Source organism: Salipiger aestuarii, from assembly GCF_003259905.1.
Classification (GTDB): Bacteria; Pseudomonadota; Alphaproteobacteria; order Rhodobacterales; family Rhodobacteraceae; genus Salipiger; species Salipiger aestuarii.
Window position 1 is genome coordinate 1 of record NZ_QLMG01000037.1, and the last position, 23468, is coordinate 23468.

Below are 23468 nucleotides of genomic sequence, written 5' to 3' on the forward strand. Positions count from 1 at the left end.
CTTCACGTTGTTCCTTGAGGATGGGCGCGTCCGCCTGACAAACAACGCGGCCGAGCGCGCGCTGCGCGGTATCGCCTTGGGACGGAAATCCTGGCTCTTCGTCGGCTCCGAGCGCGGAGGCGACCGCGCCGCCTTCATGTCTTCCCTGATCGTCACCGCCAGGATAAACGACATCGCCCCGCAAGCTTGGCGCGCCGACGTCCGCGACAAGCTCCCCAACACAACGGCTTCACGGGTGCCGGACCTTCTGCCATGGAATTGGCAGACATCGCAGCGCCAACTCGCTACATGACCGCAGCCTACGCCGGATGCTTACGTCGGGGGGCAACAAGCCGTGCGTTGAGTGGGGGCGTTCGGAGTTATAGTAAGTCAGCCACTTGCCGATCCCTGCGCGCATTTCTGATCCCGCACGCCATTGCGATTGGTAAAGATAATGCCGCTCAAAACGCGCCGAGCGTCGACGCGAAGCTTATGATCGTTGTATTGCAGTTCTGACGGCGAGCTTGGTCGCGGCGCGCGCCTGACGAACTTGTCCCAAAGTGCATCCTTCCATTCATGAGAACAGATCACACCATCAAACCATGGGATCAAACATCTCTGGGCGGCTTCCGGGGCCAAAGTGTCCCACGGTCCCGTTCTGCGCGGGACACAATTGCCCGTAGCTTTATGAATTCACTTAGACATTTTTGCTGGTATGGAGCGGGTGAAGGGAATCGAACCCTCGTCACTTGCTTGGGAAGCAAATGCTCTACCATTGAGCTACACCCGCACGGTTGGCCGCGTATCATAGCTCACCGCTTATGGGCAAGGCCGAAAGATGCAGAACGCTACTGTGTGCCAACCACAAACTCGTACTTTTCGGCTACGTTTTTCATTCCGTTCAACTGCAAGGCGTTCAGCGTCAGGTCGAACGCACGGCGGTAGGTGTTCGGAGTGGCATTATCTTTATCAATGGCAATGGATTACGGTGGCGCGATGCGCCGAGGGACCACCGACCTCACAAGGCGCTTTACAACCGATGGAAGCGGTGGTGTGCCAAAGGCGTCTTTGCCCAAGTGATGGCGAGCCCGGCAGCCGAGCACCGCGAACGAAAGACCGTGATGATCGCCGTGACTTACTTGAAGGCACACCGCACAGCGACCAGCATGGGCGTCAAAAAGGGGGACGCGGACGCCTGATCGCTGCCCGACAGGGTATTGCGTAGCAATGTCCCGAGAGGGGCGGCGCACAAAGGCGGTATGAACACCTAGCTGCACGCCATCCGCGATAGCATGGGGCGGCCGCTGAACCTGTTCCTGACAGCGGGGCAAGTCGGGGATTCCATCGGCGCGCGTGTATCGACCCAGCGAAAACCTGCTCATGCTACAGGCGAGAACGCAGCAATGAGTATGACGATGGGCGACAGCGTTAAACGGTGGACGGCGAAGCGGAAGACGGCCTTGGTGATCGAGATCATCCAGGGCGAGACGACCGAGTCGGAAGCGATCCGATCCTTCGACCCAACGCCTTCCGAAATCAAGGGGGGGGCGAGGACGCGAAGCGCGGCATGGAGAATCCGCTGCGCGCCAACCCGCGCGACATCCGCGAGCAATACGAAAAGCGGCTCCGGGACCTGCAGGAAGCTTATGGCGAGGCGATGCCGGAGCTGCGGGCCCGGAAAAGCTCTGGGTCCTGCCGTTGGCATGAGGCCCCGCATTCAGGCTGTGCCTTCCGTGGCCACGACGGCCAGCGCAGCCCTCGAACACGCCCTGATCGTCCGATTCGGCACCTTCGGCCGAATCGAAGAAGAGTTCCTGCTGAGGTCGTGCAACGGGCTTGTCTTCACCAGCCCGCACTTCACGGCCATCGTCCGCAGCGACGGATTGAAGCAGGATTTCCTTACCCCCACTGCCCGCAGCAGAACGGCATGGTCGAGCGCTTCATCCAGACGTTGAAGGATATCGACACCGTTTCGAAAGCAAACAGCACGCGATGCGCATGATCGCAGACTGGATCGCTTTCTACAACACCCGCCGCCCTCATCAGGCACTCGCCATGTGCACGCCTGCCGAGGCATTCAGATTGGCGCCTTAACCTGAGCAAATTCCGCTCAGTCGGTGCAGATTGGTCTTGGGGTCGCTGGAACTGCCTTGTTCCGCCCGGACAACCGCCGTGCTGCCGCAAGGCGGTCTGCCGCGCGGCGGCGCGCGAATCTGCCTTGCACGCTTGGCTCCCTGCGCTTAGAAGACCGAAAATTCGCAAGAGCGTGGCGTCTCCCGCAGGGCGGCGCCCGGAAGCATAGGGAAATGGTATGCAGGTCACCGAGACTCTGAACGAAGGGCTGAAGCGCGCCTACGAGCTTATCCTCACCGCCGAGGAACTGGACGCAAAGGTCAACACCAAGCTCAAGGAAGCGCAGCCCGAAGTCGAGATGAAGGGCTTTCGCAAGGGCAAGGTGCCGATGCCGCTTCTCAAGAAGCAATTTGGCCAGCGCATCATGGGCGAATCGATGCAGGAAGCCATCGACGAAGCCATGTCGAAGCATTTCGAAGACAGTGGCGACCGGCCCGCGCTTCAGCCGCAGGTCAAGATGACCAATGAAGACTGGAAAGAGGGCGACAACGTTGCCGTCGAGATGTCCTACGAAAAGCTTCCCGATGTCCCCGAGCTGGACCTGAGCGGCGTCGAGATCGAAAAGCTGGTGGTCAAGGCCGATGACTCCGCCGTGGACGAGGCGCTGGCCTCGCTTGCCGAGACCGCGCAGGATTTCAAGGACCGCAAGAAAGGCACCAAGGCCAAGGACGGCGATCAGATCGTGATCGACTTCGTCGGCAAGGTCGATGGTGAACCTTTCGAGGGTGGCTCTGCCGAAGACTATCCGCTGGTGCTCGGCTCCAACTCCTTCATCCCCGGCTTCGAAGAGCAGCTCGTGGGCGTGAAGGCCGGGGAAGAGAAGGCCGTCGAGGTTTCTTTCCCCGAGGAATACGGCGCTGAACATCTTGCGGGCAAGGCGGCTGTCTTCGATGTGACCGTCAAGGCCGTGAAAGAGCCCGTCGCTGCCGAGGTGGACGATGAGCTTGCCAAGAAATTCGGGGCCGAGGATCTTGCCGGTCTCAAGGCGCAGATCGCCGAGCGTCTGGAAGCCGAATACAGCGGCGCCGCGCGTCAGGTGATGAAGCGCGGTCTGCTCGACGAGCTGGACAAGCTGGTCAGCTTCGATCTGCCCCCGGCGCTGGTCGATGCCGAAGCCGGCCAGATCGCGCACCAGCTGTGGCACGAGGAAAACCCCGAGGTCGAGGGTCACGATCACCCGTCCGTCGAGCCCACCGAAGAACACAGGACCCTTGCCGAGCGTCGCGTGCGCCTTGGTCTGCTGCTCGCCGAGATCGGCCAGAAAGCCGAGGTCGAGGTGACCGACGCCGAGATGACCCAGGCGATCATGTCCCAGGCACGCCAGTATCCGGGACAGGAACGCGCCTTCTTTGACTTCGTGCGCCAGAACCAGCAGATGCAGCAGCAGCTGCGCGCGCCGATCTTTGAAGACAAGGTGATCGATCATATCGCCGCCCAGGCGAAGGTGACGGAAAAGGAAGTCACCAAGGACGAGCTTCAGGCGGCGGTCGAGGCGCTTGACGAAGAGTGATCCGGTCCGGGCGGCGGGTGCTGCCCGTCAGCTGCAAGAGACAGAAAAAGCGCGTCGTACAAGCGGCGCGCTTTTTTCATTCCGGACGCTGTGCATCTCGGCAAGGAAACGGGCGTCAGCGCGGCCGGGCCATTGCCTCGACAAGTTTGATGACCGCCTGGCGTTCTTGTTTTGACAGTTCCCGCAGCAGCGCCGCCACGATGCGGGTGTCGCGCATCAGCGTATCCTCGGGAGGAGGGGTGTCGGGTGGCACCTCGAAGAAGGCGGCAAGCGGCAGCGCCAGCGCGGTTGCGATCTGAAACAGCTGTGCTGCCGGGATCCGGCCGGCTCCGGTCTCGTAGCGGTGTATCTGTTGCGTGTTCGCGCCGATTCGGCCCGCCAGCTCGCCTTGTGTCAATCCCGCAGCCTGCCTGTACATACGCAGACGCGCGGCGATGCCTTGTTCCAACGTCACGGATCGTCCTCGTTACTCTGTCCACTGAACCGTGAACGGAGTGCCTTGCCGTCCGAGGATAGGCAAGAATTGCAGCTAAGTAAGGTAAATTTTTAGAGTTTATGACGTGAGAGCAAGACAATCGCAGGGATGTGCGCGCTCTGTCGACCAACGGGATCCCGGCTGGAACAAAGGGACGGCGCCCGCGGCTCAATCGCTTGCGTTCTGACGCCGTCCGAGAATCAAGAAAACCGCGCCGAATGCATCGGCGCGGTTTCGATAAGACCAAGGGTTCGCCTCGGCATGCCGTGCGAGGATCAGTCCTCGCGGGCCTCTGCGGCGCGACCTTCCGGAGTCTCGACCAGATCGGATTCGTCGTCATCGGCTGCACCGCCGATGTCGTCGAACAGCTCGGAAATCTCGAACTCGGCCTGGGCCTCTTCTTCGGCGGCCAGTTCCTGGATCGACTTGCCCGACGCCTGAAGCTCGGCCTCTTCGGGCGAGCGGGCGACGTTGATTTCGACCACGCACATGACTTCGGGGTGCAGGTGCACCTCGACTTCATGCAGACCCAGTTCCTTGATCGGCAGGCGGATGATGACCTGCTTGCGGTCGATCGAGAAACCTTCTTCGGTGGCGATGTCGGCGATGTCACGCGTGGTGACCGAGCCGTACAGGTTGCCGCCGTCCGATGCCGAGCGAATCACGACGAACTGCTGTCCGTCGAGCTTGGATGCCAGGCTTTCGGCTTCTTTCTTGGTTTCCAGGTTGCGCGCTTCGAACTGGGCTTTCTGCGCTTCGAAAGACGCGATGTTCTCTTTCGATGCGGTCAGCGCCTTGCCTTGCAGCAGCAGGTAGTTGCGGGCGAAGCCGGGTTTGACGTCGACGACGTCACCCATCTGGCCAAGCTTGGCCACACGCTCAAGAAGAATGACTTGCATGGGCTTGGCCTCCTTATTTCACGACGTAGGGCAGCAGGGCGAGAAAGCGGGCGCGTTTGATGGCGCGGGCCAGTTCACGCTGCTTTTTCGCCGAAACGGCGGTGATGCGCGACGGCACGATCTTGCCACGCTCGGAAATGTAGCGCTGCAGCAGTTTCGTGTCCTTGTAGTCGATCTTCGGCGCGTTGTCCCCGGAGAAGGGGCAGACCTTGCGGCGGCGGAAAAACGGTTTTGCGGCCATGGTTTAACTCCTTTTTTCGGGGATCAGTTGCGGCGTTCGCGGCGGTCGCCACGGCCTTCGCGCTCGTCGCGCTTCTGCATCTGGATCGACGGACCTTCGGCGTGCTCGTCGACCTTGATGGTCAGCACGCGCATCACGTCGTCATGCAGGCGCATCAGGCGCTCCATTTCCTGAACGGCCGTCGCCGGGGCGTCGGTGCGCAGGAAGGCGTAATGGCCCTTGCGGTTCTTGTTGATCTTATAGGCCATCGTCTTGACGCCCCAGTATTCGGAATTGACGATGCTGCCGCCATTGTCCGAAAGCACGGTGCTGAAATGTTCGACGAGGCCTTCGGCCTGCGCGTTGGAAAGATCCTGACGCGCGATGAAAACATGCTCGTAAAGCGGCATGTGAGCTCCATTTTTGTCTGGGCGCATTTCATAGGACAGGCACACCCTTGCTCCTGCCCACGAGAGACTGCGCGGTTCACATCGTCCTGCAAGGGATATGCCCATATACACGGATGGGCGGCGGACGCAAGCGCAGCGGGGGGGGGCGCTTCTTTCCCGAAAACGCCCGCGAATTGACGAGCGGTCGTCTTGGAATGGTCCGCTTTCGGGCCGACGCTGGCGGCCTGTCAACCACGGTCTGTTCCCGACGTTTGCGCGCCGCCGCCGGGAAAAATGATTTGCCATGGCACCCTGTTGCCCGTTTGCCGGCGGCCGCGCCCGCGAGGCCGCTCCGCTGATGCTGCGGCTCGTGATTTCTGTTGCGTTTGCGGCCGGCGGGCGGTGTTGCCTAACGGCACGGGCGCGGCCGCGGACCGAACCTGGTGCTTGTGCGTTTGGGACACAAGGATCTGTGTGTTTTTCCACAGACTCTGTGACACGAGCCGGAGTTGAGATTACGCCCCGGTCGGTCGATCCTCGGGTCATTGGCGGCGTGGTTCGCCGGCTCCCAGCAGAACGGATACAAATATGAAGACGATGATTTTTGCGGGCCTCCTGGCTGCGGTCCCGATGACGGCGATGGCTGCCTCCGAGGCATACAAACTGGACAGCAGCCACAGCCAGATCGTGTTTTCCTACAACCACCTTGGTTATTCGACCGGGTTTGGAATGTATTCCGGGTTCGCGGGCGAAATCCAGTACGATGCCGAAGATCCCGCTGCCTCGTCGGTCGAAGTGTCGTTTCCAGTCAATTCGATGATCACCGGTTGGGACGCGCGCAAGGATCACTTCATGAGCGGCGAGTTTTTCGACGCATCGGATGACGAGATGGTCACCTTTACCTCGACCTCGATCAACGTGACGGGCGACAGCACGGCCGAGATCACCGGCGATCTGACGCTGAACGGCGTGACCAAATCTGTGGTGCTGGACGCGACGCTGACCCAGGCGGGCGAGCATCCGATGGAAGGCAAGCCTTGGCTTGGATTCTTTGCCACCACCACGCTGCTGCGCTCGGATTACGAGGTGGGTGCCTATGCCCCTTATGTCAGCGACGAGGTCGCGGTCGAGATCTCGATCGAGGCGATGCCGGCAGAGTGACGCCCGCGGGTCTTCGCGGCGGCTGTCGCGGGTTCTGGCCCCGCATTGTAGCCCCGGATGCGCAGGCGTCCGGGGCTTTTTCATGGCTGCGCCCACCTCTGCCGGTCGGGGTGAGAGGTTTGTGAAAACCGGGCGGCGTGGCCTATTTCGGTGCCATCCGCAGCGCGCCGTCCAGGCGGATGACCTCGCCGTTCAGCATGCTGTTGGAGATGATGTGCTGCACCAGGGCGGCGTATTCCGTCGGGTCGCCAAGACGTGGCGGGAAAGGGACCGAGGCGCCAAGCGTGTCCTGCACCTCTTGCGGCAGGCCGGCCATCATCGGCGTGCGAAAGATACCCGGAGCGATGGTGACGACGCGAATGCCGTAGCGCGCAAGTTCGCGTGCCGCCGGAAGCGTCATCGACGCCACGCCCCCCTTGGACGCCGCATAGGCCGCCTGACCGATCTGCCCGTCGAAGGCGGCGACCGACGCGGTGTTCACGATGACCCCGTGTTCGGACGCCTTGTCGTCCGGGTTCGCGCAGTGTTTCGAAATGGCCTCTGCTGCCAGCCGCAACATGTTGAACGTGCCGACGAGGTTGACCGAAATCGCCTTGGCGAAACTGTCCAGCGCGTGCACCCCGTTGCGCCCGACGATCTTTTCTCCCGGCGCGATTCCGGCGCAGTTCACCAGCCCGTCCAGTCGGCCAAAGGTGTCTTGCGCGGCGGCGACGGCGGCCTCGCCATCGGGTCCCGAGGTCACGTCGGTTCGCACGAAATGCGCCGCGTCGCCCAGCTTGGCCGCCATTGCGTTGCCCGCTTCGGCGTTGACGTCAAGCAGCACCGCGCGTCCGCCGTTTTCGACGATCATTTCGGCCACCGCGGCGCCCAGGCCTGATCCTGCGCCCGTGACTAGGAATACCCGATCCTGGATCTGCATGTCTGTCTTCTCCTGCTTGCTTGCCGCGATGCGGCATCCTCGGGGCGCACAATAGCAGTGGGCAACCGATGTGCAATCGCCGTATGGACTGGTCCGGGGGGCGCCTGTCAGGCCGGCGATGCCCGGTTTCTGCCCATCAATAAGGCATTGACCGGGCCGAAACCGGAATGATCCGGCGTATTCGAGGCAAAACGACAAAAAAGCGCGCGCTGCGGTGCAGCGCGTTTGACACAAGCCCTCGGCGGCGCTTCCCTTGTGGTACGGCGTTCTGAAACGGGCCTCGCCCGGAAACATTTCGCGGCTGTGTCAGGCCCGCTTGGGCGGGCTGATGTGCGATTTGTCCCCCGGCGCTGCCTTTTCGGGCGATCCGGAAGGCCGTGACCCGGCCGCCTTCGCGCAAGAGGACCGTCATGACTACGATCATCGACTACTATTTCTCGCCGGCCTCGGGATACGCTTATCTCGGACATGAAACACTGATGCGACTGGCCCGTGAAAGCGGTGCGACAGTGCGCTTTCGGCCCGCCGACATCGACCGGATCTGCCGCGAGGCCTTGCTCGACCAACCGCCGCGCCCCGAGGACAGCGTCGAGGACCGCCGCCGCTGGGCGCGTCTGCGCGGCCTGCACATGGCGCCGATGCCGATGCATCACCCAGTGGACTCACGTCTGGCGGCGCGCGTGATCATCGCCGCCGGCGATCTCGGTCTGGACCAGTCCGAGGTGGCGCTTGCCTGTATGCGCGGCACCTGGGCCGAGGGGCGCAACATCGCCGATCCGGGAGATCTGGCCGAGGCGATGCATCAGATCGACCTGCCCGGATGCCGCCTGATGGCGTTGGCCGAGCGCAACGAGATCCGCGACAAGGCCGATGACATCACGCTGGAAATCGTGCAGCGTGAGGCGGTTGTATCCCCCACCTACATGATTGGCAGCGAACGGTTTTTGGGGCAGGATCGACTGCCCGCAATGGCCGAAACCCTGCACAGGAACGCGGCCTGATCCTGCCTTTCCGTGGGGCACGCCCCAAATACGACGCCCGGTTTCGACAGAAACCGGGCCTTTCGCGTTGCATGGATGCGCGTGCGGCCTAGGTTGGGGCGCAAGACGGTGCGGCCCGATGGCTCTGCGCCCCGGACCCACGCGCTTTTGCCGGCGCGACGCTGACGCTGCTGCCAGTCGGCGGGTATCCGGTGCGCCCGCACGCCAAGGACAGGATAAAAGACCAGATGACCGACATCTCCTCCATTTCCAGCGATTGCACCAAGGCCCATGCCCGCGCGGCCTGGTGTCACGATGTGCTCAACAGCGCACCGGACCGCTTTGACGCGGGTCGCCAGATCGCGCGGCGGCTTGGCGCGCTGGTCGAAGGCGGGCGCGTCGAATTCGGCTTCTGGACGCCGGAATTGCTGGACTGGCGGATCGCCGACGGCGATGTGTTTCTGGAGATTCTGCGTCCGCGCGACGGCATCGACCTGACCGCCACCGCCGCCGATGTCTGCTTTGATCGCACGCTGTTGCCGGTGGCGCGGGCCGAGGCGTTCACCTTTGCCGCCGCAAGCGGGCTAAGGCTGGGCGACCGCGAGACGGTCGGCGATTTTTATGCGCTGGTCTGGCGGGATCACGACGGCGCGCTGCACCGCATTCTGGACCCGTTGGCGGCCTCGCTGCCCTATGGCGCCTTCGCCCCGGCCGAAATTTATGATCTGCCCGCGATGCAGGCGCGCCGACAGGACACCGGCTATTTCGAGCAGGTCCGCGGGGATGCGCCGCACAAATTCGCGCCACCCACCTCTATATTGCAGGTGCATGTGCCCACCGCCACGCCGGGGGGCACGCTGGCCGCGCTGACCCGACAGTTCGAACGGCTGGGCGTGCGCGTCGCCGCCGGGCTGCCGCTGGAACCCGACGATGAGCTGTTCGCCGGCTACGACGCGGTGCAACTGTTGCCCGTCGAGCCGACCACCGTCTACGAGGCCGGTCCCGATTTCTGGACCCACACCGGCGAAGACGAAGGCCAGGTGACCGCCCATCTTCTGCGCCCGGATACCACCAACTGGGGGTACGACATCGTCATTTCGGGAATGGCGACGGTGAATCCGGTGCTGCTTGAAACCGCCCGGCCCGATGAACTGGTGGACCTGGCTGCCGTGCTGCACAATTTTCCGCGTCACCCCAAGATGCTGGTGCTGGACGTGGTGTTCGGCCATGCCGACAATCAGGGGCTGCACGCGCTCAACAGCCATTTCTTTGCCGGGCCGAACATGTATGGCCAGAACCTTGATTACCGAAATCCCTTCGTGCGGGCGATTCTGCTGGAACTGCAACGCCGCAAGGTGGATTTCGGTGCCGACGGGGTGCGGATCGACGGCGCTCAGGATTTCAAATGGTGGGATGCCAGCGTGCAGGACATGCGCCATGACGACGCCTATCTTCAGGAAATGTCGGATCTGGTGCAGAATGTCGGCGGGGTCGACTACCGCCCGTGGTTCGTGTTCGAGGATGGCCGCCCCTGGCCGCAGGAAGACTGGGAACTGTCGTCGGATTACCGCGCCGTCATCAAGAACCAGCAGGGCACCGATCCGGATGTATTCCAGTGGGGGCCGCTGACATTCGCCCACAATACGCCGTTCATCTACACGTTCTGGCTGTCGAAATACTGGCGCATCAAGGAAATCCTGGAACATGGCGCCAACTGGATTTCCGGCACCGCCAACCACGACACGCTGCGCCGAGGCACGCAGGTCAGCCCCAAGCTGAACATCAACACCCGGCTTGGCGACACCAAGATGGAGATCCTCGACAAGGCCTATGACAACCCGGCGGTGTCAATTCTGACCTACGCGGCGCTGCCGGGGGTTCCGATGGATTTCCTGAACGCGACCGCGCGTGCCAGCTGGGGGTTCATCCGCAATCAGGATGACAAATACGGCGTCAAGGTGGTGTCCGAAGAGGCGATCTCGCTCAAGTGGCAGGTGGATGAATACGCCTATTCGATCCCCGGCGCGTTCCGGTTCCTGAAAGAGCTGGGGTTCGAAACCCGCGAGGATCTGGCGCGCTTCCTGGAATTCCTGCCCGCGCTGGTAGAGGTGACGGATTACGACCTGCACACCATCGCGACGCTGCTCAACGCCGTTGAGCCGAAACTGGCGGGACCGCATCCGGTGACCGTCGGCGCGCTGAAACAGATCGCGCGGGCGTGGATGGATGACATGCACGAATACTGCAACGTGTCGCATTCCACGTCGAAACTGGACCCGGTGCAGACCAACGCGATGCGCCGCCTGCGCATGTTCCGCCTGCACAACCCGTGGCTGCGCCACAATCTGCGCGCCGACGACCATTTCCGCTATGTCGAACCGATCGACGGGCGCACGGTGCTGGTCTCGCTGCGCAACGCGCCGGACGGGGGGGAGGTATTCACCATCTGCCACATGGAGGGCGGCGAGACCGGAGAAATCGACCCGCTCGACCTGCTGCCCGACGGTGTGTCGCGCAACGACTGGTATCTGGCGATCCGCAGCCCCGGTATCGGAACGGATTACCTGGGCGGGCCGATTACCCTGCGCGATTCCATGGGGCTGGTGTTCACCCGTGGTCTGGACGTGACGCATCTGGCCGGAGAGCCGCACTAGGCGGCCTTCGCCGCGCGCACGGCGGGCGGGGTATCGGTTGACGCCGCGCCGGACGCCGCTCCGATACCGCGCGGTGGGGGCGATGCGCTTGAATCCGGCCTTGCGATGGCGGTGCTGTCCGGCAATCTCGTGCTGGGCTGGGCTGGGCTGGGCTGGGCTGGGCACATGGCGCGGCTGGCGGGGATGACATCCACCGCAGGGCTGCCGGGCAGGCTTGTCAGTTCGGTGCGCTGACCACCCGGCGCGCCCAAAGTGCCTGTGCAGCCTCACGCGGCGCCTGTTCGCCCAGCGTCGACAGCGCCAGCGCGGCGGTGCCGATCACCGTGGCTTCGGCAAAGGCATCCGTCAGGGTGCCCTGCCAGATCGCATTCAACCGGGCGGGGTCGGTTTCGCCATCGTCGAGCCGGCGCGTGTCTTCCGGACGCAGGGGCGGGATGATATCGTCCCATGGCTGGCCGTCGCGCAGGCCAAAGCCTTCGATCGCCTTGGCGGGGTGGCGCTCGAATTCGCCGCCGCCGCCCTTGATGACCGTCAGCGCCCGCAGCCCCAGGATCTGCGCCGCGTCCTGTTGCAACAACCGGTAGGGCGGGTGGAACACGCCCTGCACGCTGCACGCCGCGCGGCCCGGATTCAGCATCCGGCACACGGTATTCACGCAGGATCGCAGGTGCAGCACATCGCGCAGGCGCAGCAGCCCGAACAACGCCGGGGACATGCGTTCCAGCGGCAGATAGACGATATCCCGGGCGCGGATCAGTCGGTCGGCATCGCCGGGGTCGTCGGCAACCGGAATGCCCAGCGGTGCAAGCCCGGCGCGCACCGCGCCATCCGCGCCGTTCCAACCGTGTAGCAACACCGTATGGCCCGCATCCGCCACGAGCCGCGCCGACAGCAGGAACCACGGCAAACCGCGCGTGCGCCCGGCGGCGTAGCTGGGCCAGTCCAGCGCCGGCTGCGGCATTCGGGGCATCGCCTGCTGCGCGCTATGGGCAAAGCCCGCGATCTCGTCGGCGGTCTCGCCCTTCATACGCAGCAGCATCAGCAGGGCGCCGATGGCATGCGGGTCGGCATTGCCCGACAGCATGAGACGCATGGCATCTTCGGCCTCGTCGCGGGTCAGCGCGCGTGACCGGCCGGGGCCGCGTGCAAGGGTGCGGACGTGCGCGCCAAGCGGCGTGGCGGTCATTCGGCGGCTTCCTTTGACAAGGCCGAGGCAAGGATTCCCGCCAGTTCGGGGCGGCACGAGCCGCAGTTGGCGCCGGCCTCCAGCGCGGTGCCGATGGCTTCGACGGACATCAGGTGCTGGTCTTCAATCGCGGCGAGAATTGTGTTCAGCCCGACATTGAAACACGAACACACCAGCGGGCCGGGGTCCGGGCGGTCGGCGGGGGGGTGGCCGGTCAGCGCGTCGGGGGCCGCAGTCCCCGGCAGGGTCGCCAGGAACTCACGCTTCAGCGCGACCGGCTCGGGGCCCGCAAACAGCGCGGCCAGCAATTTCCCGTCGTGATGAAACGCGATGCGCGCGCGGCCGCGGCGGGCATCCAGCATCACCTGCGCCTGCGCCTGTGGCAGGTCGAACAGGCCGCGAGCATAGTTTTCCCAATCCTGCGGCAGGGTGGCGCCCGCCATTTCGGCGCGCCATCCGGTGCGGGTGCGGGCGCGCGCCCAATAGGCGCTGTCGGGGGAAAGGGGTTGGCTCGACACGGCGAATCCGTACCACGCGGGATCGAAACGTGCCACCGAAACCACGCTCGCCTTGCTTTCGGGTTGTCCCGAAACCGGGTCTGTCAGCGGGGCCACCAACGCGTCGATGCGCGCGGCGGGGGCGGTTTCGCCGGTCCAGTGCATTGGGGCAAAGACATCGCCGGGCTGTACGGCATCGGTCAGGCGGGCGCGCAGGATGGCGCGGCCGTGGGGGCTGTGCAGATGCACAAGATCGGCGGGCGAGATGTGCAGGCGCGCCGCATCCGTAGGGTGAATTTCCAAGTATGGTTCTGCCAGATGCGCCGATAGGCGCGGCGACAGCGCGGTGCGTGTCATGGTGTGCCACTGGTCGCGGATGCGCCCCGTGTTAAGCCGAAAAGGGGTGTCCGCCGTGGGGGTCGAGCCGGGCGCGCGGTGGCGCACCGGGATCATCCTGCCCTTGCCGCCGTCATGATAGAATTGGCCGTCCGCAAAGAACCGTCCACCCTGACGCCCCTGGGTAAAGGGCCAGCGAAAGGGCGCCATGGTTTTGTACCCGCTGTCGCCAAGTTCGGCCTTGCCCGAAATGTCGAAATCGCGCCCCAGCGTCCCGGCCACCCCCGACAACGCCGCATATTCGCGAAAGATCTCGGCGGGCGACGCGTAATCGAAGGCGGCGGCATGGCCCATGCGACGCCCGATCTCGGCGATGATATCCCAGTCGGGGCGCGTGTCGCCGGGGGCGGGCAGCGCGGTGCGCTGGCGGCTGATGGTGCGGTCGGAATTGGTGACGGTGCCGTCCTTTTCGCCCCATGCGGTGGCGGGCAGCAACACATGCGCCAGGCGCGCGGTGTCGGTCTGCGCGGTGATGTCGCTGACCACGACGAAATCGCAGCCCGCGATAGCGTCGCGCACCGCATCGGCGTCGGGCATGGTGACGGCGGGGTTGGTGTGGATGATCCACAGCGCCCTGATGCGCCCGTCGCCCACCGCCCGGAACATGTCGACGGCCTTCTTGCCGGGGGTGTCGGCGATGACCGGGCTGTCCCAGAATTGATGCACGGCGGCACGGTGGTCGGGGTTTTCCAGATCGAGATGGCAGGCGAGCGTGTTGGCCAGCCCGCCGACCTCGCGCCCGCCCATGGCGTTGGGCTGGCCGGTCACCGAAAACGGCCCCGTGCCGGGCAGGCCGATGCGGCCAGTGGCAAGGTGGCAATTGACGATCGCGTTGACCTTGTCGGTACCCGAAGTGCTTTGGTTGACGCCCTGGCTGTAGACGGTGACAACCCTTCGGGAGCCGATCCACAGCTTGTAGAACGCATCAAGCTGGGCGCGGGTCAGGCCGGTCGCGGCGTCGTCATCCAGCGCGGCGGCGGCGATGGCGTCTTGCATGCCGGTGATATGGGCGGAAAAATCGTCATCGATCGCGCCCGCGGCGTCGATGGCGGACAGCAGCCCGTTGAACAGCGCGGCATCGCTGCCCGCCGCCAGCCCTAGGTGCATGTCCGCCCCGTCGCAGGACGCGGTGCGGCGCGGGTCGATCACCACCAGCCTGGTGCCGCGCGCCTCGCGGGCCGCCAGAATGCGTTGATGCAGCACCGGGTGGCACCAGGCGAGGTTGGACCCAACGAGCACCACCAGATCTGCCTCTTCGAGGTCTTCGTAGGTGCCAGGCACCGTGTCGGTGCCAAAGGCGCGCTTGTGCCCGGCCACGGACGAGGCCATGCACAGCCGCGAATTGGTGTCGATATTGGCACTGCCGACGTAGCCCTTCATCAGCTTGTTGGCGACGTAGTAGTCTTCGGTGAGCAATTGCCCCGAGACGTAGAAGGCCACGCTGTCGGGGCCGTGTCGCGCCACTGTGTCGCGAAAGCGGTCCGCGACCAGTTCCAGCGCCTCGTCCCAGCTTGCATCGCGCCCGTGGATGCGGGGGGACAGCAACCGGCCGTCCAGCCCCACGGTTTCGCCAAGGGCCGAGCCCTTGGAGCAGAGCTTGCCGAAATTGGCCGGATGGTCAGGGTCGCCCCGCACGTCCAGCCCGCCGTTGCCGTCGGCGCGCAGCCGCACGCCGCAGCCCACCCCGCAATAGGGGCAGGTCGAGCGGATTTCGGGAAAGCTCTGGTCTTTCATCACGCGGCACTCCGCTGGGCGATGGCGTCGCGGTCCAGCAGGATGCGCCCGTCCTCGACGCGCACCGGGTAGGTGTCGATGCGGTACTCATCCACCCCCAGGGATTCGCCCGAGTTCAGATCGAAGATGGTGTTGTGCAGCGGGCAGGTGACCTTTTGCTCGTGCACGATGCCCTCGGACAGGGGGCCGCCCTTGTGCGGGCAGAGGTTGGACACGGCAAAGACTTCGGTCTCGCCGGTGCGGAACACCGCAAGGCAGCCCACCTTGGTTTTCACCTGCCGCGCCCCGCGCAGGGGCACGTCGTCGATATGTCCGATGTCGATCCAGTTCATTCCGCTGCCTCCTTGGTAAGATCCGCGAGGGGGTGGAATTTCACCGCCTCGGCCGGTTGTGCCCGTTCTGCCCAGGGGTCGACCTGGTAGACGGATTGCGAGATGTCGAACCGTTCGACCAGCGCGCGGCGCGTGGCGTCGTCGGCCAGCGTCTCCTTGACCCAGTCGAGTCCGACCTTGGCGACCCACTTGTAGGCGCGATCAAGATACTTGGCGTTCTCGCGATAAAGCTGCACAAAGGCGGTGGTCCATTCGATGACCTCGTCTTCGGTGGCGACATCGACCAGACGCTCGGTTTCCCTGACGTCCATTCCGGCCGCGCCGGCCACGCTGACCTGATAGCCGCTGTCAACGCAGATCACGCCGATGTCCTTGCAGGTCGCCTCGGCGCAGTTGCGCGGGCAGCCCGACACGCCCAGCTTGACCTTGTGCGGCGTCCAGGACGCCCACAGCTTTTTCTCCAGCTTGATGCCAAGGCCGGTGCTGTCCTGGGTGCCAAAGCGGCACCAGTCCTTGCCGACACAGGTTTTCACCGTACGCAGCCCCTTGGTATAGGCATGGCCCGACACCATGCCCGCCTGATTGAGATCGTACCAGATCGCGGGCAGGTCTTCTTTCTGGATGCCCAGAAGGTCGATGCGCATGCCGCCGGTCACCTTGACGGTGGCGCCGTATTTCTCGGCCGCTTGCGCGATGGCGATCAGCTCCTGCGGGGTGGTCATGCCGCCCCACATGCGCGGCATGACGGAATAGGTGCCGTCTTTCTGGATGTTGGCGTGGTTGCGTTCGTTGACAAAGCGCGACTGGGGGTCGTCGGTGTAGTCCAGCGGCCAGTCGGCCAGCAGGTAGTAGTTCACTGCGGGACGGCAGACGTGGCAGCCGTTGCGGGTTTTCCAGCCCAGTTCCTGCCAGACCGCTTCCTGGGATTTCAGTTCCTGCACCTTGATCAGGCGGCGCACGTCTTCATGGGTCAGATCGCAGCAGCCGCAGACCGGCTGCGCGGCGGGCAGCACGAAATCATCGCCCAGTGTGACCGACAGCACCTGTTCCACAAGCCCGGTGCAGGTGCCGCAGGACGCCGACGCCTTGGTGGTTGCCTTGATGGCGCCGAGGTCGGTGGCACCTGCCTCGATCGCCTTGATGATGTTGCCCTTGCATACGCCGTTGCAGCCGCAAATTTCTGCCTCAGGCGGCAATGCTGCAACGGCTGACAGAGGGTCCACCTGGGCACCCCCTTGAAAAGACGGACCAAAGATCAGCGTTTCGCGTATGTCCGAAATATCGGTGGCGTCCTTGATAAGGCCAAAGAACCAGTTGCCATCGGCGGTGTCGCCATACATCACCGCACCGATCAGCCTGTCGTTTTCGATCACCAGGCGCTTGTAGATGCCGCGCGCGGGGTCGCGGAACACGATGTCCTCGCGGCCCTCGCCTTCGGCAAAATCACCCGACGAGAACAGGTCGCACCCGGTGACCTTGAGCTTGGTGGACAGCTCGCGCATCACGAAGGTTTCTTCTTCGTCCAGCAGTGTTTTCGCCAGCACCTTGGCCTGGTCGTAGAGCGGCGCGACAAGCCCGAAGAGCGCACCGTTATATTCGACGCATTCGCCCACGGCGTAGACATCCGGCGTTTGCGTGCGCATCTGCGCGTCGACCTTGATCGCGCGACCACAGGCGATGCCGCTGTCCTGCGCCAGCTTGACCGAGGGGCGGATGCCCACGGCCATGCACACGATATCGCAGGGCAGTTCGGTGCCGTCGGCAAGGTTCACCTGTTCGACCCGGCCATTGCCGACGATTTCCTTGGTGGACGCTTCGAGCATCACGGTGATGCCACGCTTTTCCAGATCCTTCTTCAGCAGGTAGCCCGCCGCCGGGTCAAGCTGGCGTTCCATCAGGTGGGTCGAGATGTGTAGAACGGTCACCTCCATACCGCGCAGGCGCAGCGCCGCCGCGGCCTCAAGGCCAAGCAGGCCGCCGCCGATCACCACCGCGCGCGCGCCGGGTTTGCCCGCGGCTTCGGTCATGGCGGTGGTGTCTTCGAGATCGCGAAAGGCAACGACACCGGGCAGATCGTGCCCCGGGCAGGGGATGATAAAGGCCGAACTGCCGGTGCCGAACACCAGCTTGTCATAGGGCACCTCGCCCTTTTCCCCGATCACCACCTTGCGGTCCGTATCGACCGAAACCACCTTTTCGCCAAAGCGGCAGGTGATCCTGTTTTCGGCATACCAGGCATCGTCATGGGTGACGATTTCGCCATAGCTCTTTTCGCCCGACAGCACCGGGGACAACATGATCCGGTTGTAGTTGCCGCGCGGTTCGGCGTTGAAAAGGGTGATGTCATAGGCGGCCGGGTTGGCTGCGATGATCTGTTCCAGCAGGCGGCCAGAGGCCATGCCCGCTCCGATGACGACGAGTTTCTGCATGTTCTGGCTCCTCTCAGATGTACCAGGCGACGACGTGGGCGAGGGCACCGCCCTGATAGACGGGCAGCGCGACCATGGCGCTGTAGCCTTCGGTCAGGGCAGGGGCGCCGGACAGGATCACCGGCAGGCCGGTGGCAAGCACCTTGCCGATATTGCCCTGATTGGCGGTGACGCGGCGCGGGGGCGCGTCGTTGTCATCGGTCCACAACGGACCGTCGCGTTCGCAGATGCCATCCACGAGGATCGCGGCGGTTTCCTTGCCGACCTTTTCCGGGCGCGCGTCCCAGATTTCGAAGCGCCGCGCGATGGGGGTGCCGCGCGCGGACAGCAGCGTCAGCACGAACTGGCGGTCATGGGGCACCGGCACGGGCACGCCAAGGCCGGTGGTCAGCCCCGCCTTGCCGGCGCTGTCGGCGCGGATGAACCGGTAGCCGCTGCCCAGCTCGCGGAACAGCATCGGCGTGCGTGCCGACCATACACCGCCCGGAAGGCCCTGGCCGCGCGGGAAATGCGTGTGCTGGCTGACCCATTCGAAATGCTTGGCGGCGCCGTAATAGCCATCGTCCAGCATCATCAGCCCGTCCAGTTCGGACCAGACCTCGATCGCGCCGATGCGTTCGTCGCTGTCGCTGCACAGCACGACAAGGACCGCCTTCAGGTCGTCTTCGTCAAAGACCGGAAGGGCCACGGCGCTGGTCAGGCCGGCCTCGGCGGCGGCCTCGATGCGTTTGAAATACGAACCGTCAAAGCCCTTGAGCACGACGGGGCGCTGTTCGGCCCAGGCCTTGCCGGGCAGGCCCTCGCCCTTGCCGAAGCTGATGGCGCGGGTGGCGGTTTCAAAGGCGGCGAGGTCGCCGTAATTGCCGTTGGCAAGCACAAGCCGGTCGCCGTCGGGAATCCAGAGTTCGGTGACCTGAATAAAGGTTTTCACGCGTGCGTCGATGACAGTGTCCATGCAGGGACCCCCAAGTCAGAGAGATTGTTGAAGGCACACCCCGACCGGGGCGCGCGCCGGGTCAGGCGGCTTTCTTCTTGTCGGCTTTCATCTTGGTCTTGCCGTGTTTTCCGTGCTCGTATTCCTCAAGGAAATTCAGCACCTGTTCGCGGTAAAGGTAGTAATCGGGGTGTTCGAGCAGCGCCTTGCGGGTACGCGGGCGGGGCAGTTTCACATCGACGATCTTGCCGATGGTGGCCTGCGGCCCGTTGGTCATCATTACCACGCGGTCGGCCAGCAGGATTGCCTCGTCCACGTCGTGGGTGACGCAGACGGCGGTGACCTTGGTGCGGCTCCAGACTTCCATCAGCACCTCTTGCAGCTCCCACCGGGTGAGGCTGTCGAGCATGCCGAAAGGTTCATCCAGCAACAGCAGTTTCGGCGACAGCGCAAAGGCGCGGGCGATGCCGACCCGCTGCTTCATGCCGTTGGACATATCGGCGGCGCCCCGATCCATGCTGTCGGCTAGGCCGACCCGTTCAAGGTAGTATTCCACCACCTCCTGCCGTTCGGCCTGGCGGGCCTTGGGATAAACCTTGTCGACCCCGATGGCACAGTTTTCGCGGGCGGTCAGCCAGGGGAACAGGTTGGGTGACTGGAACACCACGGCGCGTTCGGGATCGGCCCCCATCACGGCGCGCCCATCGAGCTTGATTGCGCCTTTCGAGATGCTGTTAAGCCCGGCCGCCATGGTCAGCACGGTCGACTTGCCGCACCCCGAATGGCCGATAAGCGAGATGAATTCGCCCTTGTCCATCTTGAGGTTGAAATCCTCGACCACCGTGAGCGGCCCTCTGGGCGTGGGATAAACCTTGTGCAGCTGCGAAAATTCGAGAAAGCGGTCTTCGCGCAGGCTGCCTGTCGCATCCTGTACGGCGGCGGGAAGGTCCGAGGCCGCGCCGTGGATCGGGGTGATGTCGGGCAGATTGTGGGTGCCCTGGGCCTTGGCCTCGATGCCCACGTCCATGAGGTAGGTGGTGACGGCGGCGCGCAGGCGTTTGAAGTCGTCGTTGTGGTTCATTTCACCCCGGTCGCGGGGGCGGGGAAGCGCGACGGTGAATTCCTCGCCCAGGGTGCCGTCGGGGTTCAGCGCGATGATGCGGTCGGCAAGGATGATCGCCTCGTCCACGTCATTGGTGATAAGGACGCAGGTTTTCTTGTCCTGGTTCCAGATCGCTTCGATCTCGTCCGCGAGGTTGGCGCGGGTCAGCGCATCAAGCGCCGACAGCGGTTCGTCCAGAAGCAGCATTTCGGGATTCATCGCCAGCGCGCGGGCGACGTTGACTCGCTGGCGCATGCCGCCGGACAGTTCGGCAGGGCGGCGGGTTGTGGCGTGGCCCAGACCGACCATGTTGACGTATTTGGCGACGGTGGCCTGCTTGTCGGCCTTGGGCATCCTGGGAAAGACGCTGTCGAGCGCAAGCTGCACATTGCCGTTCACCGTCAGCCACGGCATCAGCGAATAGCTTTGAAAGATCACGCCGCGTTCGGGGCCGGGGCCGGTGATGGGCGTGCCGCGATAGGTCACGCGGCCCTTGGTGGGGGTGTCGAGTCCCGCCATCATATTGATCAGCGTGGTCTTGCCAGAGCCGGAAAAGCCCAGCAGGACAAGAAATTCGCCCTCCTGCACATCCAGGTCGATGTTTTGCAGAACCGGTGTTTCGTGGATGCCGGTGCCAAAGCTTTTCGAGACGTTTTCGAACTTGAGGAGGCTCATTGGATTTCCTTTCGCGCTATCGCTTCGTTGCCTGAGCGCGGTTTTCTATGCGCTATCGCTTCGCTGCCTGAGCGCCGGTTACCTGTTGTTCGAAAAGGTGAAGAGGGATTGCAGCGCGAACATCACGCGATCGAGCAGGAAGCCGATGATGCCGATGGTGAAGACGGCGACCATGATCTTGGCGAGGCTGCTGGACGAACCGTTCTGGAATTCGTCCCAGACGAATTTGCCAAGACCGGGGTTCTGGGCCAGCATTTCAGCGGCGATCAGCACCATCCAGCCAACACCAAGCGACAGGCGCAGGCCGGTGAAGATCAGCGGCAGGGCGCTGGGCAGGACCAGCTTGGTGATCTTGGTCCAGGTGTTCATCTTCAGCACCTTGGAGACGTTGACCAGATCCTTGTCGATGCTGGCCACGCCAAGCGCGGTGTTGATCAGTGTCGGCCAAAGCGAGCAAAGCGTCACGGTGATGGCCGAGATCAAAAAGGATTTGGAAAACAGGCCATCATTGGTGGCAACCGCGGCAGAGACCACCATGGTCACGATCGGCAGCCAGGCCAGCGGGGAAACCGGCTTGAAGATCTGCACCAGCGGGTTGATGGCCGAGTTGGCATATGGCGACAGGCCGGCAAGAATGCCCAGCGGGATGGCGATGGCCGATCCGATCAGGAAGCCGAAGAACACGGTCTTGATCGAGGTCCAGATCTGCTCGTAGTAGCTGGGCGCGCCGGTATAGGCGATGGTCTTGACCTGATCGGCCTTGCCCGCGGCAATGAGCTTTTCATTGCGCGCCGCGACCATGGTTTCGAACTTGGCCTGCTTGGCGGCCTTGGCGGCGGCATCCTCGTTCAGCAGAACCGCTTCGTGCCAGACTTCGGCGGGGCCGGGGACGGCGCCGAGCGAGGTCTGCACCCTGGGGGCAAGCGTGCCCCAGATCACAAGGAAGGCGGTGATGGCGACGAGGGGCACCCCAAGCAGCAGCCAGATGTCCTTGATCTGCGCGCGGGGGTTGTCGCCAGCGGCTGCCTTGAGGATGGGGGTAATCCAGGACAGGCCGAGAACGCGAAACCAGGCGTCCGCCTTGTTGATGCGGGTGAAGGTGCGGGCCTTGCGGGCCTCGCGTTCGGCTTCACGGGCGTAGTCGGGATCGACGGTCGTCATGTGAGGGGTCCTCGGCTTGGTCGGGAGACGGTCGGACGCTCGTTCCTTGCGGAACATCGCCCCACCCGCCATCCCGCAGGTGATCCTTGGCGGGAGGTGGCGGAGATCCTGCAAAAGGTGAATCTCCGCGCTGTGTTTTACGGTGCGCCCGGTCGGGCGTTCCGGGGAAGGGAAATCAGCCCTTTACCTCGGTGCCGACCACGGTCTGCTTACCTTTGAGGCCGATGGGCAGGCTGTCGAGGTAGGCGTTGGGGGTGCGGCCGTCGTAGGGGATGCCGTCGATGATGTCGCCCGAGGGGGTCGCATCCTTGTAGCCGTCGCTGTCCCAGGGGAAATCGGCCTCGTCGGCAAGCCCTTCGTCGACCAGCGCGCGGGCTGCGTCGAGGTAGATTTCGGGCTTGTAGACCGATCTGGCGATCTCGTCGTACCACGCATCCGACCTGGCTTCGGGGATCTGCCCCCAGCGGCGCATCTGGGTCAGGTACCAGACCGCGTCGGAATAGAACGGATAGGTGGCGTTGTAGCGGAAGAAGACGTTGAAATCGGGCACCTCGCGTTTGTCGCCCTTTTCGTATTCGAAGGTGCCGGTCATCGAGTTGGCGATTACCTCGGCGTCGGCGCCGACATATTCGGGCTTGGACAGGATCTCGACCGCGTCCATGCGATTGGCGTTGTCGTTTTCGTCCAGCCACATGGCGGCGCGGATCAGCGCCTTGACGACGGCCCGGGTGGTGTTGGGGTTTTCCTCGGCGAAACCGGAGGAGATGCCGAACACCTTCTCGGGGTTGTTCTTCCACAGTTCGTAGTCGGTGATGACCGGCACGCCGATGCCCTTGAACACGGCGGCCTGGTTCCAGGGCTCGCCGACGCAATAGCCATAGATGGTGCCGGCCTCGAGCGTGGCGGGCATCTGGGGTGGCGGAGTCACCGACAGCAGCACGTCGGCGCCGATCTGGCCGGTGACGTTTTCGGGGCTGTAATACCCCGGCTCAAGCCCACCGGCGGCAAGCCAGTAGCGCAGTTCGTAGTTGTGGGTCGAGACCGGGAACACCATGCCCATGTTGAACGGCTTGCCTTCGGAGCGGTACTTTTCCACGACCGGCTTGAGTGCCGCCGCGGAAATCGGGTGCTGCGGGAGGCCGTCGGCATTGGTGGGGATGTTGGGTTTCATCTCGTCCCAGACGGCGTTGGACACGGTGATGCCGTTGCCGTTCAGGTCCATTGAAAAGGGCGTGACGATATGCGCCTCGGTGCCGTAGCCGATGGTTGCGGCCAGCGGCTGACCGGCCAGCATGTGCGCGCCATCCAGTTGCCCGCCGATGACGCCGTCCAGCAGCACCTTCCAGTTGGCCTGCGCTTCCAGGGTCACGAACAGGCCTTCGTCAAGGAAATAGCCCTGTTCGTAGGCCACGGCGAGCGGCGCCATGTCGGTCAGCTTGATGAAGCCGAAGGTCAGCTCGTCCTTTTCCAGATCCTGTGCGAACAGGGGGCCAGCAAGCGTCGTGGTGGCGCTGAGCGCGAGGAGAAGTTTCTTCATTCGGTCCGTCCCTTTGGATAAAGGCCCGGATGCGCTCGGGCCAAACGTGAAAAAGCCGCTGACTGGTCCTGATCTGCAAACGATCACGACAGTCGAGCGGCTTTGCTCAGTATTCCCGGTCTTTGGGAGAGTTTCGGAAGAGGGGCGCCATTGCCCGTCTCTTGGA

General features: G+C 63.9%; 22 protein-coding genes, 1 tRNA gene and 2 pseudogenes. 9 read left to right on the forward strand and 16 right to left on the reverse strand.

Features of this window, described 5'->3' with window-relative positions:
- Window positions 1-292 (forward strand): IS66 family transposase (locus tag ATI53_RS16535; RefSeq protein ID WP_146609946.1); only part of this gene is annotated, 292 nt, incomplete at its 5' end.
- Here ATI53_RS16535 and ATI53_RS24455 read toward each other — a convergent pair.
- Window positions 230-442: pseudogene (locus tag ATI53_RS24455) on the reverse strand (integrase core domain-containing protein); the annotation flags it as partial. The gene ATI53_RS16535 and the pseudogene ATI53_RS24455 sit on opposite strands and share 63 nt — an antisense overlap.
- A 253-nt stretch (window positions 443-695) precedes the next feature.
- Window positions 696-769 (reverse strand) — tRNA-Gly (locus ATI53_RS16545).
- 157 nt (window positions 770-926) lie between these two features.
- Between ATI53_RS16545 and ATI53_RS16550 the strand changes: the two are divergent.
- Window positions 927-1331 (forward strand): annotated as a pseudogene (locus ATI53_RS16550) (transposase); the annotation flags it as partial.
- 26 nt (window positions 1332-1357) lie between these two features.
- Here ATI53_RS16550 and ATI53_RS23645 read toward each other — a convergent pair.
- Window positions 1358-1696 carry a hypothetical protein gene (locus ATI53_RS23645; RefSeq protein ID WP_211315400.1) on the reverse strand — a complete coding sequence of 113 codons (339 nt, stop codon included), beginning with the start codon at window positions 1694-1696 and terminating at the stop codon, window positions 1358-1360.
- A 16-nt stretch (window positions 1697-1712) separates the two neighbouring features.
- On the opposite strand from ATI53_RS23645, the gene ATI53_RS23650 reads away from it, so the two are divergent.
- The 3 genes from ATI53_RS23650 to tig all read left to right on the forward strand — a co-directional run bounded on the left by ATI53_RS23650 (window position 1713) and on the right by tig (window position 3622).
- Entirely contained in the window at window positions 1713-1934 is a 222-nt protein-coding gene (locus tag ATI53_RS23650) for a hypothetical protein (protein ID WP_211315401.1), read from the forward strand.
- Window positions 1888-2073 carry an integrase core domain-containing protein gene (locus tag ATI53_RS24585; protein WP_446000288.1) on the forward strand — a complete coding sequence of 62 codons (186 nt, stop codon included), beginning with the start codon at window positions 1888-1890 and terminating at the stop codon, window positions 2071-2073. Before ATI53_RS23650 ends, ATI53_RS24585 begins: the two co-directional genes overlap by 47 nt.
- 217 nt (window positions 2074-2290) lie before the next feature.
- The gene (gene tig / locus ATI53_RS16565) at window positions 2291-3622 is read left to right on the forward strand and encodes a trigger factor (RefSeq protein ID WP_111550893.1); all 1332 of its coding nucleotides are present in this window, start codon (window positions 2291-2293) and stop codon (window positions 3620-3622) included.
- Between the two features lie 115 nt (window positions 3623-3737).
- Here tig and ATI53_RS16570 read toward each other — a convergent pair whose 3' ends face one another.
- The 4 genes from ATI53_RS16570 to rpsF form a co-directional block, all read right to left on the reverse strand.
- On the reverse strand, window positions 3738-4070 hold the full coding sequence (locus ATI53_RS16570; RefSeq protein ID WP_111550894.1) for a helix-turn-helix domain-containing protein: 333 nt from the start codon (window positions 4068-4070) through the stop codon (window positions 3738-3740).
- Between the two features lie 302 nt (window positions 4071-4372).
- Window positions 4373-4996, reverse strand: a complete 624-nt coding sequence (gene rplI / locus ATI53_RS16575) for a 50S ribosomal protein L9 (RefSeq protein WP_009502888.1) — start codon at window positions 4994-4996, stop codon at window positions 4373-4375.
- Window positions 4997-5009: 13 nt separating this feature from the next.
- Window positions 5010-5237: a 30S ribosomal protein S18 gene (rpsR, locus tag ATI53_RS16580; protein ID WP_007800837.1), complete on the reverse strand. Its 228-nt coding sequence runs from the start codon at window positions 5235-5237 to the stop codon at window positions 5010-5012.
- Window positions 5238-5260: 23 nt separating this feature from the next.
- Window positions 5261-5626: a 30S ribosomal protein S6 gene (gene rpsF / locus ATI53_RS16585; RefSeq protein ID WP_009502887.1), complete on the reverse strand. Its 366-nt coding sequence runs from the start codon at window positions 5624-5626 to the stop codon at window positions 5261-5263.
- 567 nt (window positions 5627-6193) lie between these two features.
- Here rpsF and ATI53_RS16590 point away from each other — a divergent pair.
- Window positions 6194-6766, forward strand: a complete 573-nt coding sequence (locus tag ATI53_RS16590) for a YceI family protein (protein ID WP_009502886.1) — start codon at window positions 6194-6196, stop codon at window positions 6764-6766.
- Between the two features lie 142 nt (window positions 6767-6908).
- On the opposite strand, the gene ATI53_RS16595 is transcribed toward ATI53_RS16590, so the two are convergent.
- A complete protein-coding gene (locus tag ATI53_RS16595) occupies window positions 6909-7685 on the reverse strand; it encodes a 3-hydroxyacyl-CoA dehydrogenase (RefSeq protein WP_009502885.1) in 777 nt (258 codons plus the stop codon).
- A 410-nt stretch (window positions 7686-8095) separates the two neighbouring features.
- Here ATI53_RS16595 and ATI53_RS16600 point away from each other — a divergent pair, with 410 nt between their 5' ends.
- The 3 genes from ATI53_RS16600 (at window position 8096) to ATI53_RS24225 (ending at window position 11553) form a co-directional block, all read left to right on the forward strand.
- Window positions 8096-8686 (forward strand): 2-hydroxychromene-2-carboxylate isomerase, encoded by a 591-nt coding sequence (locus ATI53_RS16600; protein ID WP_111550895.1) that lies wholly within the window; start codon window positions 8096-8098, stop codon window positions 8684-8686.
- A gap of 227 nt (window positions 8687-8913) precedes the next feature.
- The gene (gene gghA / locus ATI53_RS16605) at window positions 8914-11319 is read left to right on the forward strand and encodes a glucosylglycerol hydrolase (protein WP_009502883.1); all 2406 of its coding nucleotides are present in this window, start codon (window positions 8914-8916) and stop codon (window positions 11317-11319) included.
- A gap of 105 nt (window positions 11320-11424) precedes the next feature.
- Window positions 11425-11553, forward strand: a complete 129-nt coding sequence (locus tag ATI53_RS24225; protein ID WP_276613125.1) for a hypothetical protein — start codon at window positions 11425-11427, stop codon at window positions 11551-11553.
- On the opposite strand, the gene ATI53_RS16610 is transcribed toward ATI53_RS24225, so the two are convergent.
- The 8 genes from ATI53_RS16610 to ATI53_RS16645 form a co-directional block, all read right to left on the reverse strand.
- The gene (locus ATI53_RS16610; protein ID WP_111550896.1) at window positions 11537-12505 is read right to left on the reverse strand and encodes a glycosyl transferase family protein; all 969 of its coding nucleotides are present in this window, start codon (window positions 12503-12505) and stop codon (window positions 11537-11539) included. The two genes, ATI53_RS24225 and ATI53_RS16610, sit on opposite strands and share 17 nt — an antisense overlap.
- Entirely contained in the window at window positions 12502-15132 is a 2631-nt protein-coding gene (locus tag ATI53_RS16615; protein WP_111550897.1) for a nitrate reductase, read from the reverse strand. The genes ATI53_RS16610 and ATI53_RS16615 overlap by 4 nt, the downstream gene beginning before the upstream one ends.
- Window positions 15132-15464 (reverse strand): nitrite reductase small subunit NirD, encoded by a 333-nt coding sequence (nirD, locus tag ATI53_RS16620; protein WP_009502880.1) that lies wholly within the window; start codon window positions 15462-15464, stop codon window positions 15132-15134. The genes ATI53_RS16615 and nirD overlap by 1 nt, the downstream gene beginning before the upstream one ends.
- Window positions 15461-17893, reverse strand: a complete 2433-nt coding sequence (gene nirB, locus ATI53_RS16625) for a nitrite reductase large subunit NirB (RefSeq protein WP_111550898.1) — start codon at window positions 17891-17893, stop codon at window positions 15461-15463. The genes nirD and nirB overlap by 4 nt, the downstream gene beginning before the upstream one ends.
- Window positions 17894-17906: 13 nt before the next feature.
- A complete protein-coding gene (locus ATI53_RS16630; RefSeq protein WP_009502878.1) occupies window positions 17907-18848 on the reverse strand; it encodes a GAF domain-containing protein in 942 nt (313 codons plus the stop codon).
- Window positions 18849-18909: 61 nt separating this feature from the next.
- A complete protein-coding gene (locus tag ATI53_RS16635; RefSeq protein ID WP_111550899.1) occupies window positions 18910-20604 on the reverse strand; it encodes an ABC transporter ATP-binding protein in 1695 nt (564 codons plus the stop codon).
- A gap of 78 nt (window positions 20605-20682) precedes the next feature.
- Entirely contained in the window at window positions 20683-21765 is a 1083-nt protein-coding gene (locus tag ATI53_RS16640) for an ABC transporter permease (protein ID WP_111550900.1), read from the reverse strand.
- 175 nt (window positions 21766-21940) lie between these two features.
- Entirely contained in the window at window positions 21941-23302 is a 1362-nt protein-coding gene (locus tag ATI53_RS16645; RefSeq protein ID WP_111550901.1) for a CmpA/NrtA family ABC transporter substrate-binding protein, read from the reverse strand.
- Window positions 23303-23468: the final 166 nt, after the last annotated feature.